This window comes from Gammaproteobacteria bacterium, from assembly GCA_034522055.1.
Taxonomy (GTDB): Bacteria; Pseudomonadota; Gammaproteobacteria; order JAABTG01; family JAABTG01; genus JAABTG01.
In genome coordinates, this window is the sequence record JAXHLS010000006.1 from 125,497 (window position 1) to 143,992 (window position 18,496).

An 18,496-nucleotide genomic window follows, 5' to 3' on the forward strand; every position below is an offset into this window, starting at 1 on the left:
GAACAGGGGGTGGTGATGTCTGTGTCGGGCTTCAGGGCTGTAGGTTGGGGTGAGCTTGCGAACCCCAACGATTGGTAATCGCATTCACGGTTATGTTGGGGTTCGTTCCTCACCCCAACCTACATTCGTGCCGGTGGAACAGGGGGTGGTGATGTATCCGTAGGTCGGACTTCAGTCCGACAGCCCGCTCAATCGGCCTCGCGCTCGATGGTGCAGCAGTGGCTGCCCTCCAGGCACGCCGGTTCCTCCTCGTTCCCGGCGTGCTCCAGCACCGCGCCGGTGATGGCGTTGGGGCGGTAGGTGGTGCAACCCTTGAGGCCCTGGCGGTAGGCGTGGCGGTAGAGTTCCTTGAAGTCCGCGAAGGGATGGTCGGGGGCGATGTTGACGGTCTTGGAGACGGCGTTGTCCACGAAGGGCTGGACGGCGGCCTGCATGGCGATGTGGGCGCGCGGCGGCAGCTGGTCGGCGCGCACCAGTACGTCATTACCGAGGGCGGGGCTGCCGGCCGCCCGCCACAGGGCGAAGGCGCGGTCGGTGACGTCGTAGACGCCGTGGCTGCCGTCGGCCTGGAGTACGCGGCGCCGGCCCTCGAAGGAATAGACGGGCTCGATGCCCCCGGACACGTTGTCGGCGAGCAGGGAGATGGTACCCGTGGGGGCGATGGTCACCAGGTGGCTGTTGCGGATGCCGTGGCGGGCGATGCCGTCCCGCACGTCCGCCGGCAGGCGGGTGACGAAGGGAGCCGCCAGATAGGCCTCCCGTTCGAAGGCCGGGCACGGGCCCCGTTCCGCCGCCAGGTCCACCGAGGCGCGGTAGGCGGCATCCCGCAGGCAGGTCATCACGGCGGCCGCCAGGGCGCGCCCGGCGTCGCTGTCGTAGGGGAGGCCCACCATGATGAGGGCGTCGGCGAGGCCGGTGATGCCGAGGCCGATGCGGCGGGTGCGTTGGGCCTGTTCCTGCTGGCGGGGCAGGGGGAAGCGGGACACCTCGATGACGTTATCCAGGAAGCGCACGGCCGTGGGCACGGCCGCCGCCAGGGCGTCCAGGTCGAGGCGGGCATCGCCGGAGAAGGGGGCGGTGACGAAACGGGCGAGGTTCAGGGCCCCCAGGTTGCAGGCGCCGTAGGGCGGCAGGGGGATCTCGCCGCAGGGATTGGTGGCGCTGATGTCCTCGCAGTAGCCCAGATTGTTCTCGCGATTGATGGTGTCCAAGAACAGCACGCCTGGCTCGGCGGCGTCGTAGGTGGCGCGCATGATGTCGTCCCACAGGGCGCGGGCCGGCACCTCGCGATGGATCTCGCCGCCGGGCCCGGGGAAGCGCAGGGCCCAGGGGCGGTCCGCCTCAACCGCCGCCATGAAGGCATCGCTCACCAGCACCGAGAGGTTGAAGCGGGTGAGGGCGTCGCCCCCCGCCTTGGCGTGGACGAAGGCCTCGATGTCCGGGTGGTCGCAGCGCAGGGTGGCCATCATGGCGCCGCGGCGCGCGCCGGTGGAGAGCACCGTGGCACACATGGCGTCCCAGATATTCATGAAGGCCACGGGGCCCGAGGAGACGGTGCCGGTGGCGTGGGCCACGGTGCCGGCGGGGCGCAGGGTGGAGAAGTCGTAGCCCACGCCGCCGCCCTGCTGCATGGTCAGGGCGCCCTCCTTGAGGCCCTGGAAGATCCCTTCCATGGAGTCCTCGATGGTCCCCATGACGAAGCAGTTGAACAGGGTGACCCGGTTACCGGTGCCGGCGCCCGCCAGGATGCGCCCGCCGGGGAGAAAGCGGAATCCGCGCAGCAAGTCCACGAAGCGTTGTCGCCATGCCGCCCGGTCGCGGGGTTCGGCGGCGGCGATGGCAGCCGCCACCCGCTGCCAGGTGTCCGTCACGTCCTCCTCGCCGGCGTGGCGGTACTTGGTCCGCCAGATGAGGCGGGCGATGGGGGTGTCGATGGTCGGTTCGGTCATGGTGGGGTACCGTGGTAACGGTCGCAGGGTCTTCGCCCCCGGGGAACGTCAGGGCGCCGGGGCCGGTCTATGCCCAGGAGGAGCCGGCGGTGAAGTTCGGAGATTTGAAAGTATGATCGGGGCATGTACCCCCGCTTTCAAAGCATAGAACATGGGGGTTCGACGGCGGACGCAGTCCAGCGCAGCGGCACGGGCTGCAGGGCGTGGAGACGTAGATGGCTGTTCAGAAATGTCGATCACCGAAAGTCCGGGTGGTGTTCGCAGGCAACCGGTAATCCCTTCCGGCACATCGCCGTGAATACCTGCTGCGCTTCGCAGTCCTGCGACCCTTGCAGGCCCGGCCCACGGCATCCTGCCGTGGGCGCGCGCCGGGCTGCGAAAGTCCACTGATGGCAGGAGAGAAACGAGGCGCCGCCACCACTGTGCGCGTCCAGGATATGCATTGCGGCGCCTGCGGGGCCCCGGGGTGCCTCCCGATCAGTTAACCTTGAGGATGCGCTGCTTGTCCCGCTGCCAGTCCCGTTCCTTCTCGGTGGCGCGCTTGTCGTGGAGTTTCTTGCCCTTGGCCAGGGCAACCTCCACCTTGGCTCGGCCCTTCTTCCAGTACATGCGGGTGGGCACCACCGTGAAGCCCTTGCGGTCCACGGCGCCGATGAGGGTATCCAGCTGGTTGCGGTGGAGCAGCAGCTTGCGGGTGCGGTCGGGCTCCGGCTTGATGTGGGTGGAGGCCGTGGGCAGGGGCGTGATGTGGGCCCCCAGCAGCCAGGCCTCGCCGTCCTTCACCAGCACGTAGCTGTCCCGCAGCTGGGCCCGCCCCGCCCGCAGGCTCTTCACCTCCCAGCCCTCCAGCACCAGCCCCGCCTCCAGCTTCTCGGTGAAGCTGTAGTCGTGGCCCGCCTTCTTGTTGGCGGCGATGAGGTTGCCGGGGGCGGCTTTCTTCTTGGTGGCCATGAATGGACGAGGGAATTGGAAAACGGACTACTATACACACCGAGTCTGGCAGTTGCCTATGGACGGATGCGTCCTTTGACCGACCAGAGTCATCAACTATACTGCCCGCCAAGTCTGCGTTTCGCGCCGGCTCCCACCAGACGCATATTGACACGGAGGAGGTCATACCCATGAGTGAGCTGAGTCCCGAAGAAGAGAAGGCCATCCTGGAAAGCCCGCCCAAGGGTACCTTCGCCATCATCGTCCTTTACGCCTTCGTGTTCGGGGCAGCATGGCTGGCGCTGTACTTCGGCCGTTTCCTGGCTCACGGCCCGGTCAACTAGGGAGGCGTCGTCATGCACGTGGATCCGCTTGAAAAGATCTGGATCGGCATCGTCATCCTGCTGACCGCAGTCATGTTGGGTTCCATCTTCTATACCGCTTTCGCCGGCAGTGTGCACCCGCCCAGCAACGTGGAGGTAGTGGATTCCACCGCACTCCATCTCACCGAGGAGTTCGCGGAGGACAACCTCGGCGTCAGGGATAACGAGGACGGCAGCGTCACCGTCACCATGGTGGCCACCCGCTACGGCTTCTACCCGCAGCATGTGGAGATTCCCGCCAAGACGCCGGTGACCTTTCGCTTCGCCACGCCCGACACCTTGCACGGGCTGCACATCCCTACCACCAACGTGGACACCATGGTGATTCCCGGCTACGTCTCGGAGGTCAACACCGAGCTCCAGTCCACCGGCACCTTTCCGATGTACTGCAACGAGTATTGCGGCGTGGGCCACCACGCCATGTGGAGCAGGGTAACCATCGTCCCCCCCAAGGGATAAATCCGTTCGTTCACGGACGGGAGCCGCTACGAAAACAATACCAGGAGGCGCTTCATGAGCGAGACGGACAAGCCCGATGGCCTCGCGCTGGGCCACATGTGGGTGGCCTTGGCCACCTTTCTGTTGGCGTCGGTGCTCGGGGCCTACCAGGTGCTGGAGCGGGCCGAGCTGATCCCGCTATGGGCGGAGGGCTATTACACTTCGGTGACGGCCCACGGCGTGATCATGGCCTACGTCCTCACCACCTTCTTCATCGCCGGTTTCGGCTACTACTGCGCCTCGGCGGCGCTGGATCGCCCGGTGTGGAACAAGCCGCTGGCCTGGGGCGGATTCGGGATGATGGTGGTGGGGGTGCTGATGGTGGTGTATGCCCTGGTCACCGGCCAGGCGATGGTGATGTACACCTTCTACCCGCCGCTCACCGCCCACTGGACCTTCTACGTGGGGGCGGCATTGCTGGTGGTGGGTTCCATCGCCTGGGTGGTGATCATGATCGTCATGCCCATCCAGTGGAAACGGGATAATCCCGGCCAGCCGCTGCCGCTGATAATGTTCTCCACCACCGCCAACGCCACCCTGTGGTTGTGGACGCTCATCGGCGTGGCGGTTGAAGTGGTGTTCCAACTCATCCCCCTGTCCCTGGGGTTGGTGGACACCGTGGACGTGGGCCTCGCCCGCACCCTGTTCGCCTGGACCCTGCATCCCATCGTCTACGTGTGGCTGATCCCTGCCTATCAGGCCATGTACATGTTCGTGCCGCAGGTGGCCGGCGGGCGCCTGTTCAGCGACGAGATGGCGCGGGTGGCCTTCATCATGCTGCTCGTCTTCAGCCTGCCCATCGGCTTCCACCACCTCTACGTCGACCCCTTCCAGGCGGCCGGCTGGAAGCTGTTCCATGGCTTCGGCACCTTCATGGTGGCCATCCCCACCCTCATTACCGGTTTCACGGTGATCGCCGGCATGGAGATCGCCGGCCGGCTGCGGGGCGGCAGGGGGCTTTTCGGCTGGCTGCGCACCCTGCCCTGGCACGAGCCCATGGTGCTGGCCGCCGGCCTGGCGCTGCTGATGCTGACCCTCGGAGGCTTCGGCGGCGTGGTGAACGCCAGCTATGCCATGAACACCATGGTCCACAACACCATGTGGGTGCCGGCTCACTTCCACCTCATCTTCGCCGGTACCACCATCATCATGTACTTCGCCATCGCCTACCATCTATGGCCCAAGATGACGGGCCGGGAGCTGTTCTCCCGCCGCCTGGCGACCACCCAGCTCTGGCTGTGGTTCATCGGTATCGTGGTGCTTACCGTGCCCTGGCACTATGTGGGGCTGTTGGGCATGCCCCGGCGTACCGCCGCCATGCCCTACGACCCGGAGTTCGTGGCTCCCTGGCAGTCGTCGGCGGTGCTGATGGCCGTCGGCGGCATCATCATGACGGTATCCGCCGTACTGCTCATCTACAACCTCGTCATGACCCATGCCGCGCGCACCCCCGCCGCAGAGCGTGAGCTGCGTTTCGCCCAGGCCATCCAGCCGCCCCTCAAGTTACCGAAGCCCATGAACGGCTTTGCCCTGTGGAACTGGATCCTGGTGGTCTACATGGGAGCCGGTTTCGGCTACCCGTTGCTGCAGTTTTTCATCCTGGACGTCCAGCCCGCGCTGGCATGGGGGTGGTGACCATGAGCAAGGCTCTGAGTGTATTGTTTCTCGCCGCGGGACTTTCCATGGCCGCTCATGCGGCGCCATCGTCCAAGGTGGCGTGGACCGTCGAGACCATGGCCCTCATCAAGTCCGGGGACGGGGATCGTGGCGCCACCTTAACGGAGCGCTGTGCGTCCTGCCACGGCGAGGATGGCGTGAGCCGGTCCGAGAACTGGCCCAGCCTGGCCGGCCAACTGGCCCCCTACATCTACAAGCAGCTCAAGGACTACAAGGATGGGCAGCGTCGCCACGGTGTCATGCGGGCGCTGTCTCGCGGGCTCTCGGATCAGGACATGGCCGACATCGCCGCCTATTATGCGGCTCTGCCGGTACCCGAGCCCAGCGAGCCCAAAGGCGGCGGTGAGGCGGCCGAACGATTGGCAAAGCGGGGCGACGGCGTACGTCTGATACCCGCCTGCCAGAGCTGTCATGGCCGCGATGGCCGGGGTAATGCCACCGGCGGTGTGGGCATAGCGGTGATGCCGTCCCTGGTGGCTCAGTATCCCACCTACATCGCCGAGACCCTGAGGGATTACAAGAACGGCAAGCGTGCCAATGACGTGTACAGCCGCATGCGCAGCATCGCGGCCGAACTCAGCGACGACGAGATCCAGGCCCTGGCGGACCATTACGGCACCCTCACCACGGAATAGCCCCGGTTAAGGTGTCACGCAGGATGGCCGGTCACCGCCGACATGGAACGCCCCGGCCCCTCCACCGCGGGGCGCTCGCACCGCTCGTGGTTTTGGAGCCGCAGGGCGGGCTCCGGTGAGCCAGCCACAGCCAGCCTGCTTCCACTGCGGTCTGCCAATTCCCGAGGATGGTCACTGGGAGCTGGACGTGGCCGGGGAGCGGCGCCACTTCTGTTGTGCCGGTTGTCAGGCGGTGGCCTGCACCATCCTGGATAACGGCATGGCGGACTACTACCGTCATCGCACGGCGCCCGGCGGGCGGACCGATCCGGAGGCGATGCCGGAGCTTCTGGAGCGTTTCGAACTCTATGACCACCCCGACGTGCAACGTGGCTTCGTGCGTAGCGGGGGGGACTGGCGGGAGGCCTTCCTGATCCTCGAAGAGGTGCGCTGCGCCGCCTGTCTGTGGTTGAACGAGCGCCATCTGCGGGCCCAGCCGGGGGTCCTCGATGTGGACGTGGACTTTACGAGCCAGCGCGCCCGGGTGCGCTGGGACCCCTCCCGCACCCGCCTCAGCACCCTGCTGGCCGCCATCGCCGCCATCGGCTACGTGGCTCATCCCTACGATAATGCCCACCGCCGCGAATTGGATCGTGACCAGCGGCGGCGCAGCATGAGCCGCATCATCTTCGCCGCGGTGGTGGGCATGCCGGTGATGCAGTTCTCCCTCGCCACCTACCTCAGCGACCTGGACGTCCACGGTCCGCTACCCCTGTGGGTGGAGTTGGGGCGCTGGTGCATGCTGCTGGCTGCTACCGCCGTGCTCGCCTACGCGGGCCAGGAATTCTTTCTCGGCGCCTGGCAGGACCTGCGCCGCCGCCGCCTCGGCATGGACGTGCCCATCGTCGCCGGCCTGTCGGCCGCCTGGCTGGGCAGTCTGTGGGGCACGGTGCAGGCCACGGGCGAGGTCTACCTCGACTCCATCGTCATGTTCGTGCTGTTCGTCCTGGCCGCCCGGGCCTATGAGCTGCGGGGCCGGCGCACCGCGGCGGCGGCCATCGACCGCGTTGCGCGGGTCACCCCCCAGGTGGCCCGGCGTCTCCACGGTGATGGCAGCGAGGAGCGGGTCCCGGCGGTGGAGCTGGCGCCGCGGGAGCGCATCCGCCTGCGCCCCGGGGAGGTCTCCCCGGTGGACGGAGTGGTGGCGGCGGGCAGCTCCAGCTTCGACGAATCGCTGCTTACCGGTGAGGCCCGGCCGGTGATGAAGGAGCCGGGGGCGCGGGTGGTGGCGGGAAGCTGCAATCGGGAGCAGGCGGTGGAGCTGTGGGTCGAGCGGGTAGGGCAGGACTCCACCATCGGCGAGGTCAGCAGCCTGCTGGAGCGGGGTCTTGCCGCGCGGCCCCGCTACGCGGTTCTGGCGGCGCAGGCGGCCCAATGGTTCGTGGCGGTGGTCATCGTGGTGGCCGGTGTCACCGCGGGCACCTGGCTGTGGCTGGATCCCGCCCAGGCCCTGCCCAACACCATCGCCGTGCTCATCGTCACCTGCCCCTGTGCCCTGGCTCTGGCGACTCCGGTGGCGGTGGCCATGGGGGCGGGGCGTTTCTCCGCCGCCGGCGTCCTGCCGCTGGATATGAGCGCCCTGGAGCCGTTGGCACGGGTGGACGCCGTGGGCCTGGACAAGACCGGCACCTTGACCGACGGTGGCTTCGCGGTCCGCCGCAGCGAACTGCTTGAGGCGGGGGCAGATGCAGGGGCACTGCGGTCGGTGGTCGCGGCCCTGGAGCGGGATTCCAGCCATCCCCTTGCCCATGCCTTCCGCCAGGAGACGACGCCTGCGAGCGGGCTGTCGTCGCTGCGCACGGCGGCGGGCGAGGGTGTGGAGGGCATGGCGGGAACCGTGTGCTGGCGCCTCGGCACCTGGGACTACGCCACGGCCGGCGCTCCCCTGCCGCCGGCGCTGGCGAGCCGGCTGCAGGCGTGGCGCGGCGAGGGTCTGACGGTCTGCGTGCTGGCGCGGGATGGCCGGCCGCTAGCGGTGTACGGCCTCGGTGACCGCTTGCGGGAGGGCGCCGCGGCCATGGTAGCGGGATTCGCGGCGATGGGTATCCATGACATCACGGTGCTGAGCGGCGACCATCAGGAGGCCGTGGCCGAGGCCGCCGCCGCCGCCGGCATCGCTGTCGCCCATGGCGGGCTGTCACCCGCCGACAAGCTGGCCTGGATCCGCGAACGCCAGGCCGCCGGCCGGCGTGTACTGATGGTGGGTGACGGCATCAACGATGCCCCCACCCTGGCCGCTGCTGACGCGTCCATCTCCTTCGCCGAGGCCACCCATCTGGCCCAGTACCACAGTGACCTGTTGCTGCTGGCCCCGGACCTCGCGGTGATTCCGCGGGCCCTGCGTCTGGCCCGGTGCACCCGGCGCATCGTCTTTCAGAACCTGGCCTGGGCCGGCGGCTATAACCTCACGGCCATCCCCCTCGCCTTCATGGGCCTGGTGCCGCCGTGGGCGGCGGCTATCGGTATGTCCCTGTCCTCACTGCTGGTGGTGGCCAACGCCATGCGGTTGCGACGGGGAGCGCGGGCGAGAAGCACCACGCCCACCATCCCTGGCGATTCGCTACCGGGTGGTGAAGGCGCATCGTCCGTCCGTCTTTCTGGCGTGCATGGTCCCCTCGAGCGGTTCTGAGGCGGGGTTCTGGACGAGAGATTCTGGCAGGACGCCATGGGTGCCTGCGGCGGGCTTTAATGTCGGGATGAATCCCGACCTACAAAAAGCGTAACCGGGAAAGACGCGAAAAGGGAGAAGGACAGAGGCGTAGGTCGGCTGCTCCTGGCAGCCGACGGAAACTCGGCGCTTTGTGGGCGCGGATGTCGGTTGCCGAGAGCAACCGATCTACAGACTGCTTGACAGGAAACGGAGTATCTACAAAAAGCGTAACCGCGAAAGACGCCAAATGACGCGAAAAGGGAGAAGGTCAGGGAGGAGTGGCAGTTTGAAAAGGCGCAGCGGATCCACCGTTTCGGCGTCAGCAGAGCGGACGCACGGGTGGTAATCTTTTACCCATTTCCCATTTCCCATTTCCCATTTCCCATTTCCCCCGGGAACAAGCGACGGGGATGCGCCTGCAGGTCGGCCTGTAGCTCGGGCTGTAGGTCAGGATTCAGCCCGACAGCCAAATCAGATCAGGGCGGCGAAGGGCGCCACGGTGACCGTGTCCCCCGGCTCCACGGTGGCCCGGGACTCGGGGAGGAGGATGAGGCAGTCGGCGCGGCTCATGGAGGTGAGCAGGCCGGAGCCCTGGCTGCCGGTCGCCGCCACGCTCGGGCCGCCGGCCATGGTGTGGTCGAGGATGCCGCGGGTGCATTCGAAGCGCCCCGGGCGCTTGCGCAGGCGGTCGGTGCTGGTGGCCTCCAGGGTGAGGGGCTCCTGCCAGCCGGCGCCGGCCAGTTGACCCAGGGTGGGCTGGACCAGCAGGTAGAAGGTGACCATCACCGCCACCGGGTTGCCGGGCAGGCCGAAGAACAGGGTGTCGCCCAGGTGGCCAAACGTGAAGGGCCGGCCGGGCTTCATGGCCAGCTTGCGGAACTCCACCCGCCCGAGTTCCCCGAGTATGGCGGCGATGTGGTCCGCCTCGCCCACGGAGACCCCGCCCGAGGTGATCACCACGTCGGCCATGGCAGCGGCCCGGGTGAAGGCGCGGGCCAGGGCTTCGGGGGAGTCGCGCACCACGCCGAGGTCCAGGATCTCCACCCCCAGGCGCGCGAGCATGCCGTACAGGGTGTAGCGGTTGCTGTCGTATACGTCCCCCGGCCCCAGGGGGTCGCCCACGGCGCGCAGTTCGTCGCCGGTGGAGAAGAAGGCCACCCGTACCGGGCGCCGCACCGTGACCTCGCCGAGGCCGAGGGAGGCTATGACCCCCAGGTCCGCCGGTGTGAGGCGGCGCCCGGCGGGCAGTACCACGCTGTGGGCGGCGATGTCCTCGCCGGCCTGGCGCACGTTCTGGCCCGGGCGGTGACGGTCGTCGATGCGCATGCGCCCGTCCCCCGCTGTATCGACGTGTTCCTGCATCACCACCGTGTCCGTGCCGGCGGGCATGGGCGCACCGGTCATGATGCGCACGCACTCGCCGCTGGCGCAGGGATCCGTGAAGGGGGCACCCGCCATGGCGGTACCCGCGACCCGGAACTCCCGGGTGCCCGATGGCGGCAGCTCCGAGCCCGCCAGGGCGTAGCCGTCCACGGCGGAGTTGGTGTGATTGGGGACGTCCTGGGGGGACACCACCTCGGCATCGAGCACGCGCCCGAGGGCGCTGCGCAGGGCCACCCGCACGCCGCCGGTGACGGGGGTGGCGGCCGCCGCGATGCGCCGCCGGGCCTCGTCCAGCCCGAGGGCGCCGGGATCCGAGGGATCGGCGCAGGAGGGGGTGGCGTTGCGAATGGTATCGGAGGGGGACATGGCTTCAGGCCCTGGGGTTGGTCGATGGGGCGCGCGGGGTCAGGCCGAGGTGGGCGATGATGAAGACGGCGATGTCCCCGGGCTCGTTAAGGGGCAGATGGGGAATGCCATGGCCGGCCGGGGGCGCCTCCTCGTCCGTGGCGATGGCCACGATGGTGGGGTCATAAGGGTAGAGCAGGGGTTTGCCGAGGGCGGGACGGTGCAGCTCTATCTTCGGGAAGGCCTCGTGCTTGAAGCCCTCCACCAGCACCAGGTCGAGGCCCCGCGGATCCATCATGGCCAGGGCATCGGCCAGGTAGACATCGTCCCGCCGCTCGGGCTGCTCGACGATGAGGGCCATGCGATGGCGGGAGGCTACCAGGATGCGCTCGGCACCGGCCTTACGCAGGGTGTGGCTGTCCTTGCCGGGGTGGTCGATGTCGAAGCGGTGATGGGCGTGCTTGACCACGGCGATGCGCAGGCCATGGGCCCGGAGGGCCGGCAGCAGGCGGGCCAGCAGGGTGGTCTTGCCCGTGCCGCTGAAGGCCGCGAAGCCCATGAGGGGAATCGGATACTCAATCGGCGCCATGGCCAGCACCCGGTATCGTCGCGCCGTCGGGGGCGGCGCCCTCGAGGCGCGCCCGCTCCTCCGGGGTATTGACGTTGGTGAACTGCTCCGGGAAATGGGAGAAGTCCGCGCTGACGGTGTGGTGCCGTTCATACCACAGGTCGATTTTACGGTCGCCGGCGGCCAGGAAGGCCTCGAGGCTCGGCAGCAGGGCGCAACGGATGAGGGCGTAGACGGGCTGCATGCGAGTACCGTCATGGGCCACTGCGATGTCCGCCCCCGACCCTTCCAGGGCAACGGCGAGGCGCGCGGCCAGGTCCGGCGCCACCATGGGACCGTCGCAGGGCAGGGTGAGGAGCAGGGGAGTGTGGCTCGCCGCCATGCCCACGGCGAAACCGGCCAAGGGGCCCTGGTAGTCCGTGAGGGCGTCCGACACCACGGGCCAGCCGAAGGCGGCATACCGATCGCGATTGCGGTTGGCGTTGATGAGCACCTTCTCGACCTGGGGGGCGATGGCCTCCACCACGTGAGCCACCAGGGGGCGTCCCCGGAGTTCCACGAGGCCCTTGTCCCTGCCGCCCATACGGCGGCCGCGCCCACCCGCCAGCACCAGGGCGGTGATGCCGTTGGTCGAGTCCCGGGTCATGGCGCGGACACTCTGTGAACGCCGGGAGACACGGCGCGCGGGACAGGGGCGTGGCGCCCCACACCGGGCTGGAGCGACGGTGAGGCTGCGGGATGCGGGGGGGCGATGCAGGACATGGGAATCAATGGTGTGGTTACCAAGCGTCGCAACATGATGACACGGATCGGGGCGATCGCTGCATAGCAATACCGATGCCATCCTTACCCCCGAGCCGGGATACCGGGCCGTTACCGGGAAGGCCGACCCTCCGGCCCGGGTGTGGCAAGGGGCAGGGGCGTTCCCAGGGGGACGGAACGAGATCCATCATGCTACTTTTCAGTAGGGGCAAAATGACCCACTCGGCCTTGAATATCCAGGACAGAATGTCCTATTTCCTTACCGCAGAAGGGTACACCATGGCCTTTCCGACCAGTGTAATGGTGTTTCTGTCACCAGCCTCGGAGTCTGTATGTTGGACGCGGTACCCAGGACAACATGCGGTGTGACCGTCGGACCGGGATACCCGTGGCGGACAGCGTGACCGACGCGGCAGATCACCGGTCCGGCGCCGGTCCCAACGTGCGTCTCAGTTCCGTCCTCGTGGTGGACGACGACGCGGCCACCACGAACCTCCTGCGCAAGGGGCTCGCCTCACGCTTCAGTCTGGTGGAGGCGGTGAATGACAGCGAGACCGCCGACGAACTGCTGGCGCGTTGCCATTTCGACCTCATCATCGCCGCCGTGGGCCTGCCGGGTCGCTCGGGCGTGGCCTGGGTCTATGAGTTGCGAGCCCGCGATTGTGGCACGCCGGTGATCTTCATGGCTGCCGACGCGGACGTGAAGACGGCCATCGAGGCCCTGCGGTCGGGGGGCTCGGACCTGATCCTCAAGCCCTTCACCATGGACCACATGGAAGACGCCTTGACGCGCACTTTGGAGCGCCGGCGCCTGCAGCGGGAGAACTATGCCCTGCGTCGCCAGGTGGAGCACCACTACGACAGCAGCGGCATGGTGGGTTCCTGTGAGGCGCTCAAGGACATATGCGACATCATCAAGCGGGTGGCACCCATGCCGTCCACGGTCCTGCTCGAGGGCGAGTCGGGCACCGGCAAGGAGTTGGCGGCCCGCGCCCTGCACCACTGGAGCGGCCGGTCGGGGGCCTTCGTGCCGGTGAACTGCGGCTCCATGAATGGTGAACTGCTGGAAAGCGAGTTGTTCGGCCACGTCAAGGGGGCCTTTACGGGGGCGACCCAGGCGCGGGAGGGCCTGTTCTCCTACGCCGACGGCGGTACCCTGTTCCTGGACGAGATCGGCGAGATGCCGTTGGCCATGCAGACCCACCTGCTGCGGGTGATGGAGGAGCGGGCGGTGCGGCCCATGGGGGGCAATTCCCAGGTCACGGTGGACGTCCGGCTGGTGGCCGCCACCAACCGCCAGCTCAAGCAGGAGGTGGAGCAAGGCCGGTTCCGCGAGGACCTGTTCTACCGCCTCAATGTCCTCGGCGTGCGGATGCCCGCCCTGCGGGAACGGGTGGAGGATCTGCCCGATCTGGTGCGCCATTTCTGTAATCTGTTGTCCTCCGATTTGGGGGTGGAGCCCCCGGCCATCGGCGAGGCCGAAATGGAACGGTTGGCCCGCTATGAATGGCCGGGCAACATCCGGGAACTGAGGAACGTCATCGAGCGTGCCCTGCTGCTGAACAGCCAGCCTTCCCAATGCCTGTCAGGGTTTCGGGACACCCCGGCGGTGGTGGTCGCGGTAGATGAGGACGACCTGTTGCTGGAGAGTGTGGAACGCCGCCATATCCTCAAGGTCCTGGCCATGGAATCCGGCAACAAGTCGGCGGCGGCGCGGCGCCTCGGGGTCTCGCGTAAGACCCTCGAGCGCAAGTGTCAGGCGTGGGCGAACTCATAAGAAGCGCCGGGAAAAGTATGATTTTCTCTTTGGTTTCACTTTCAACCACGAAAGACGCGAAAGAAATAAGCGTTCAATGGCAGCCCTATTCGTGGGCCCACACCAGCTCCCCCGTATCCTTCATCTCGTAGCCCCCAAGGCTATCCGCCAGGCGCCGCCCCTCGCCTGAGGTGAGGCGTGACAGCAGTTCCTGGAACAGCCGCCGGAACCAGATGTTGCGGGGCAGGGCGAAGTCGAAGGATTCCCAGCCGAAGGATACGAAGCCGAGCCCGGCCTCGTTGGCGGCGGCCCGCGAGCCGGGGGCGATGTCCGCCTGATCCATGACGATGGCGGTGGCCGCCTCGCGTTCCGACAGGGCCGTGGTGGTGACGTTGAGACCGTGGGGACAGGCGCCCGGCTGGTTGTACATCTCCATGAGAAAACGCTGGGCGCCGGAGCCGGACTGGCGTTGCACCCAGCGAAAGCGGGATGCGGCGAGTTCCGTGGGGTCGCTGGTCTGGCGCAGTACCGAGGGCCGCGCCATCAGGCCCTGCTCCCTGGAGAAGGCGCGGATCAGCACCCAGTTGCGGTGCTGGGAATACTGGCGCAGCAGGGCGGGATGGCGGGTATGGCTCTCGGCGCCGGGGCCCCAGTGCAGTCCTCCCACGTCGATGCGCTGGGACTGGAGCAGATCCAGACCCAGGCGCGTGCCGGTGGGGGTGTAGCTGATCTGGGCATGGGCCTTGAGGTCACGGGTGAAACCGGTCACCACCCGGTAGAGCAGGGGGTCGTCGCTGCCGGCGATGGCGAGACGGTCCACCAGCAGGCCACCGTGGGCGGAATCCAGCATCCAGCGGTCGATGAGTTCCCGCGGGAACATCCACTTGCCGGTGATCTTGGTGGCCGGGATCCGTCCCTCGCTGGCCATGGCGTAGATCTTCTTCTCGTTGAGGTGGAGATAGCTGGCCACCTGCTTGACGTTCATGAAGACGGCGGGCGAGTCGGTGGTCATCACGGCGCTCATGGCGTCTCTACCCCGCGTCGGCGGTGCTCCGGCGCCGTACACCGCTGCCACCCGCCTGCCGGGCCGGCGGCTTGGCATCGAAGGTAATGTGCTCGGCGCCATTGTAAACGAGAAAATGCCGACCCTTGGCCCGGGCGATCATGGTGACGCCGATGGTGCGGGCGAGTTCGAGGCCCTTGAAGGTCACGCCGGAGCGGGACAGCAGCACCGAAATGCCCATCTGGGCCACCTTGATCACCATCTCCGAGGTGAGGCGCCCGGTGGTGTAGAAGCACTTGTCCCGGCCGTCCACGCCGTTCAGCCACATGAAGCCGCTGATGGCGTCCGCGGCGTTGTGACGTCCCACGTCCTCGACGAAGAGGTGGATACGCGGGCCGAGCCGCGGGTTCACCTCACACAGGGCGCAGCCATGAACCGCGCCGGCCTGCTTGTACACCTCGTTGTAATCCGTCAGATGTTCCAGCAGGGCGTAGATCTCCGATTGGGCGATGGGGCGCGGGCTCAGGCGGATGTTCGCGATCTGCTCCGCCATGCGCCCGAATACGGTGCCCTGACCGCAACCGCTGGTGACGGTGCGGTGTTTCATCTTCTCCTCCAGGTCGCTGATGCGTTCGAAGGTGTCCACCTTCACGACGGCCTCGTCCCAGTCCACGGTGATGGCATCCACGGATTCGAGGCAGGGCACCAGGCGCTGGTTCAGCAGATAGCCCAGGGTCAGGAGTTCCGGGTGGCTGCCGAGGGTCATGAGGGTGACCACCTCGCGGTCGTCCAACCTTAGGGTGAGGGCGCGCTCCCCTGCCACGAAGCCGGCCCGCGGCGTGCCGTATTCGTCGATGGCCACGACCTCGTGGGAGGGACGAAGGCCCGCCTCGCTCATTTCCGGCACGTAGCGGGGTGGGGTGTCTTTCATTGGGAATACTCCTGGGAAGAACCACCGCCGCATGCTGCGGCGGCCTCCTGAAGGCAAGGCAAAAACCATTCCCATTGGGCTGTTTCGGCCGCAAGAACCGCAGTTTTGCGGCCACACTGGCCCGATCGGTCAACGCGAGGCGCCTGACGATGCCACATTTTGTCCCTTTGTTCCGTGAGAATAGGACAATTTGGGCCACGGCGATGAGCTTATTGGCGTTTTTTTTTGGATTCCCTTGCCGCGCCGAAGGAGGCCATGGGTCTTAAAGGCTACTGATACCTCGAAGAAATTATGGCTCTTCAGCAGAATTCGTGGGCGCAGAAAGGAGAGTATCCTCTCGCTAAGACCAAGTAGGTCGGGCTGTCGGGCTTCAGCCCGACACCCAACGCTGGCGGGTGGTACCGACCCGGCGCGAGGTATGCGCGGCGGGTTTGAATGTCGGGATGAATCCCGACCTACATCCGTGCCAAAGGAATGGGCGGTGGGGGTGATGTGTAGGTCGGGCTTCAGCCCGACACCCAACGCTGGCGGGTGGCGTAAGCGCAACATTTACCCACAGATTCTGCGGACGAGCCGAAATTATGATCTTTGCCGGATGGCCAGGGCCGCCTGGTTGCGCAGGGTGTTGAGGTAGTTGCGCTCGGTGGTGGTGATGGGGCGGTTGCGCTCGTCGCGGTCGGCGTAGATGAGGCCGAGGCATCTGTTGCCGATGACCACGGGGTAGAGGGCGAAGGTGCTGGGTGAGACCAGTTGGCGATGCCAGTCCGGGACGTCCTTGGCCCGCGGGCCCTGGGGCTGGATGATGTCCTCATGTTCGCGCACCGCGCGGCTGAACATGTCCTCCGCCCCGGTGGTGGAGAAGCTGAGGCGGGGCAGGAGCTTGTCGATGTCACGACCGAGGCCGAAGCGGGCGTTCATCTCGGCCTGGCGGGCGTTGTTGATGAACAGTACCACCCGTGTGAAGCCGAGGCCCCGGAACAGGGTCTCGAGGATCATGATGAGGATGTCGTTGATGCTGTAGTTGTCCAGCAGGGCCTGGCTGATGTCCTGGATGCCACTCAGCAGGGTGGTCTGGGGCGATGGGACATCGCCTTCGCCGCTGGCCTCTGCGCCGGGATCATCTTGCTGGTCTCCCTCCTCGGCCCCCTCTTCCTGTCGCCCCAGCCGGCGCGCGTTGCGCAGGATGGCGTTGTCGCCGAGGTCGATGGCGGCGGCCCGGGAGAAGCGCCGGATATCCTCCACGCCCTCGCTGATCACCTGTTGCATGCGCCCCGGCGCCAGCCGCACCGCCTGGCCGTAGCGCTGCTGCAGTTGCTCCAGACGCTCATGGCAGGCCCCGGGGTCGTCACCCCCCATGGCCGTGGCCACCTCGTTGGCGAAACAGGACAGCAGGCGCATGGCCTCCCGCGGGTTGGCGGGGCGTCGCGGCGTCTCGCCGGCGCTCAGGGTGCGCATGCCTTCCAGGAGTTCGGAGGGCAGATGCCACTCCCGTCCCACGCCGGTTCCGAGGGCCTCGAAGGTGAGTCCCAGCACCGCTACGGCGGCGGCCTCTTCGGACAGGCCCTGGTTGTCCATGAGACGGCTGATCTCCTCGTCCTCGTCGGGAAAATAGTAGGCGGACAGATAGCGTCCCAGGGTGTGGAACATGGCGCTTACGAAACCCTGCTCGGCATCGGCGTGGGCCATGTCGGCGGCCAGGCGGCGGCTGATGAGGCCGCTGAAGAAGGCCTGTCCGCCAATTTCTTTCAGCACCGGCACGTTGGGCTTGTCGGCGATGTGCTCGAACAGCAACAGGCTCAGGGCCGCCATGCGTACCTGGTTGAAGCCGAGGATCACCACCGCGCGGGATATGGTGCTGATGGAACCGCCGTACTGGCCGTAGTACGAGGAGTTCACCAGCCGCAACAGTTTGCTGGTGAGGGCGTAGTCCTCCAGGATCAGGTTGGTGAGTTCGTCCACGGAGGCGCGGTCGATGGCGGCGGTCTTCTGGCTGATCTCCGAGATGTGGCGACCGATGGCCGGGAAATCCGGCTTCTGGCGCATGCGCCGCAGCAGGAAGTTCAGGGTCGACTGGCGGCGTTGCTCGTGTTCGTGCACCTGGGGGTCGGCGAATACCGCGAGCGCATCCCGCATCTCGCCGGCATTGGAGTAGCGCGCGTCGGGGGCCTTCTGCAGGGCCCGGGACACGATGCCGTCGAGGCCGGGGGCCACCTCGGGGCGGATGGATGACGGTGCCGGCACCGGCCGGTGGGCGATGTGGTACATGGCCGCCATGGGGTCGTCCTCGGTGATGGCGCGCCGGCCGGTGAGCATCTCGAACAGGATGAGCCCGAGGGAGAAGATATCCGTGGCCGCCGTGGCCCGCCCCTTGTCCACCATCTCCGGCGCCAGGTACTGGAAGGTGCCCCACAGGCCCTCGATAACCTTGGTCTCGGTGCCGCTGGGGAGTGCGATGCCGAAATCCAGCACCCGCGGGGTGTCGTCCTCCTGAATGACTACGTTGGCGGGCTTGATGTCGCGATGCACCACCTGCTGGCCGTGGGCGTACTCCAGGGCGTCCAGGATGCGGGTCATCCAGGCCACGATGCGGGGCAGGGGCAGGCGGGGCTCCTCCTTGAGCACCTGGTCCAGGGTGCGGCCGGTGACGCGCTCGTAGACCACGTAGGGCACGTCCCCCAGGCGTCCGGCGTCGTACACCGGCACGATGCCGGGGTGCTTCATGCGCCCCACCAGTTGGGCCTCCTTGAGCAGGGTGGCGGCGTCCTGGGTGCGCCGGGTCAGGGTCTTGATGGCCACTTCCCGGTCGAGCTCCGGATCCGTGGCCAGGTAGACCACGCCCTGGGCGCCGCGGCCCAGGATCCCCTTCACCACATAGCGCCCGATGCGCGTGGGGTGCTGGCGGGGTCGGGGGGCGGGTCTGGCGGGCATGGCGGCATCGGGATGGCAGGTATCCATCATAGCGGCCCGGGGCGCCGCGGCTTGACGGG

General features: G+C 67.2%; 14 protein-coding genes. 6 read left to right on the plus strand and 8 right to left on the minus strand.

Features of this window, described 5'->3' with window-relative positions:
* Positions 1 to 188 precede the first annotated feature (188 nt).
* Both U5S82_19145 and smpB read right to left on the minus strand, forming a co-directional pair.
* Positions 189 to 1,949 (minus strand): adenosylcobalamin-dependent ribonucleoside-diphosphate reductase, encoded by a 1,761-nt coding sequence (locus U5S82_19145; GenBank protein MDZ7753698.1) that lies wholly within the window; start codon positions 1,947 to 1,949, stop codon positions 189 to 191.
* A 477-nt stretch (positions 1,950 to 2,426) separates the two neighbouring features.
* On the minus strand, positions 2,427 to 2,900 hold the full coding sequence (smpB, locus tag U5S82_19150) for an SsrA-binding protein SmpB (GenBank protein MDZ7753699.1): 474 nt from the start codon (positions 2,898 to 2,900) through the stop codon (positions 2,427 to 2,429).
* A 170-nt stretch (positions 2,901 to 3,070) separates the two neighbouring features.
* Here smpB and U5S82_19155 point away from each other — a divergent pair, with 170 nt between their 5' ends.
* The 5 genes from U5S82_19155 (at position 3,071) to U5S82_19175 (ending at position 8,740) form a co-directional block, all read left to right on the plus strand.
* Positions 3,071 to 3,223 carry a hypothetical protein gene (locus U5S82_19155; protein ID MDZ7753700.1) on the plus strand — a complete coding sequence of 51 codons (153 nt, stop codon included), beginning with the start codon at positions 3,071 to 3,073 and terminating at the stop codon, positions 3,221 to 3,223.
* A gap of 12 nt (positions 3,224 to 3,235) precedes the next feature.
* Positions 3,236 to 3,721, plus strand: a complete 486-nt coding sequence (locus U5S82_19160; GenBank protein MDZ7753701.1) for a cupredoxin domain-containing protein — start codon at positions 3,236 to 3,238, stop codon at positions 3,719 to 3,721.
* Between the two features lie 54 nt (positions 3,722 to 3,775).
* Positions 3,776 to 5,395: a cbb3-type cytochrome c oxidase subunit I gene (locus U5S82_19165; GenBank protein MDZ7753702.1), complete on the plus strand. Its 1,620-nt coding sequence runs from the start codon at positions 3,776 to 3,778 to the stop codon at positions 5,393 to 5,395.
* 2 nt (positions 5,396 to 5,397) lie between these two features.
* Positions 5,398 to 6,072 carry a c-type cytochrome gene (locus U5S82_19170; GenBank protein MDZ7753703.1) on the plus strand — a complete coding sequence of 225 codons (675 nt, stop codon included), beginning with the start codon at positions 5,398 to 5,400 and terminating at the stop codon, positions 6,070 to 6,072.
* A 115-nt stretch (positions 6,073 to 6,187) separates the two neighbouring features.
* On the plus strand, positions 6,188 to 8,740 hold the full coding sequence (locus tag U5S82_19175) for a heavy metal translocating P-type ATPase (protein ID MDZ7753704.1): 2,553 nt from the start codon (positions 6,188 to 6,190) through the stop codon (positions 8,738 to 8,740).
* 492 nt (positions 8,741 to 9,232) lie between these two features.
* On the opposite strand, the gene glp is transcribed toward U5S82_19175, so the two are convergent.
* The 3 genes from glp to mobA are packed head-to-tail and all read right to left on the minus strand — an operon-like array spanning position 9,233 to position 11,703.
* Positions 9,233 to 10,510: a gephyrin-like molybdotransferase Glp gene (glp, locus tag U5S82_19180; GenBank protein MDZ7753705.1), complete on the minus strand. Its 1,278-nt coding sequence runs from the start codon at positions 10,508 to 10,510 to the stop codon at positions 9,233 to 9,235.
* Between the two features lie 4 nt (positions 10,511 to 10,514).
* Positions 10,515 to 11,078 carry a molybdopterin-guanine dinucleotide biosynthesis protein B gene (gene mobB / locus U5S82_19185; GenBank protein ID MDZ7753706.1) on the minus strand — a complete coding sequence of 188 codons (564 nt, stop codon included), beginning with the start codon at positions 11,076 to 11,078 and terminating at the stop codon, positions 10,515 to 10,517.
* Positions 11,065 to 11,703, minus strand: coding sequence for a molybdenum cofactor guanylyltransferase MobA (gene mobA, locus U5S82_19190; GenBank protein MDZ7753707.1), 639 nt, complete (start codon positions 11,701 to 11,703; stop codon positions 11,065 to 11,067). Before mobA ends, mobB begins: the two co-directional genes overlap by 14 nt.
* A gap of 504 nt (positions 11,704 to 12,207) precedes the next feature.
* Between mobA and U5S82_19195 the strand changes: the two genes are divergently transcribed.
* On the plus strand, positions 12,208 to 13,596 hold the full coding sequence (locus U5S82_19195) for a sigma-54 dependent transcriptional regulator (GenBank protein MDZ7753708.1): 1,389 nt from the start codon (positions 12,208 to 12,210) through the stop codon (positions 13,594 to 13,596).
* An 85-nt stretch (positions 13,597 to 13,681) separates the two neighbouring features.
* Here U5S82_19195 and U5S82_19200 read toward each other — a convergent pair whose 3' ends face one another.
* The 3 genes from U5S82_19200 to U5S82_19210 all read right to left on the minus strand — a co-directional run bounded on the left by U5S82_19200 (position 13,682) and on the right by U5S82_19210 (position 18,437).
* Complete coding sequence (locus U5S82_19200; GenBank protein MDZ7753709.1) at positions 13,682 to 14,599, minus strand: helix-turn-helix transcriptional regulator; 918 nt, start codon at positions 14,597 to 14,599, stop codon at positions 13,682 to 13,684.
* 7 nt (positions 14,600 to 14,606) lie between these two features.
* Positions 14,607 to 15,509, minus strand: a complete 903-nt coding sequence (locus U5S82_19205; protein ID MDZ7753710.1) for a formate dehydrogenase accessory sulfurtransferase FdhD — start codon at positions 15,507 to 15,509, stop codon at positions 14,607 to 14,609.
* Between the two features lie 579 nt (positions 15,510 to 16,088).
* Positions 16,089 to 18,437 (minus strand): HDOD domain-containing protein, encoded by a 2,349-nt coding sequence (locus tag U5S82_19210; GenBank protein MDZ7753711.1) that lies wholly within the window; start codon positions 18,435 to 18,437, stop codon positions 16,089 to 16,091.
* Positions 18,438 to 18,496: the final 59 nt, after the last annotated feature.

What these genes read in the sequence shown, in the direction of transcription:
- U5S82_19200 (MDZ7753709.1), bottom strand. Translation starts at nt 14,599, where the DNA reads ATGAGCGCCGTGATGACCACCGACTCGCCCGCCGTCTTCATGAACGTC.
- U5S82_19155 (MDZ7753700.1), top strand. Translation starts at nt 3,071, where the DNA reads ATGAGTGAGCTGAGTCCCGAAGAAGAGAAGGCCATCCTGGAAAGCCCG.
- U5S82_19160 (MDZ7753701.1), top strand. Translation starts at nt 3,236, where the DNA reads ATGCACGTGGATCCGCTTGAAAAGATCTGGATCGGCATCGTCATCCTG.
- mobA (MDZ7753707.1), bottom strand. Translation starts at nt 11,703, where the DNA reads ATGACCCGGGACTCGACCAACGGCATCACCGCCCTGGTGCTGGCGGGT.
- U5S82_19170 (MDZ7753703.1), top strand. Translation starts at nt 5,398, where the DNA reads ATGAGCAAGGCTCTGAGTGTATTGTTTCTCGCCGCGGGACTTTCCATG.
- U5S82_19205 (MDZ7753710.1), bottom strand. Translation starts at nt 15,509, where the DNA reads ATGAAAGACACCCCACCCCGCTACGTGCCGGAAATGAGCGAGGCGGGC.
- U5S82_19210 (MDZ7753711.1), bottom strand. Translation starts at nt 18,437, where the DNA reads ATGCCCGCCAGACCCGCCCCCCGACCCCGCCAGCACCCCACGCGCATC.
- U5S82_19145 (MDZ7753698.1), bottom strand. Translation starts at nt 1,949, where the DNA reads ATGACCGAACCGACCATCGACACCCCCATCGCCCGCCTCATCTGGCGG.
- smpB (MDZ7753699.1), bottom strand. Translation starts at nt 2,900, where the DNA reads ATGGCCACCAAGAAGAAAGCCGCCCCCGGCAACCTCATCGCCGCCAAC.
- U5S82_19165 (MDZ7753702.1), top strand. Translation starts at nt 3,776, where the DNA reads ATGAGCGAGACGGACAAGCCCGATGGCCTCGCGCTGGGCCACATGTGG.
- mobB (MDZ7753706.1), bottom strand. Translation starts at nt 11,078, where the DNA reads ATGGCGCCGATTGAGTATCCGATTCCCCTCATGGGCTTCGCGGCCTTC.
- glp (MDZ7753705.1), bottom strand. Translation starts at nt 10,510, where the DNA reads ATGTCCCCCTCCGATACCATTCGCAACGCCACCCCCTCCTGCGCCGAT.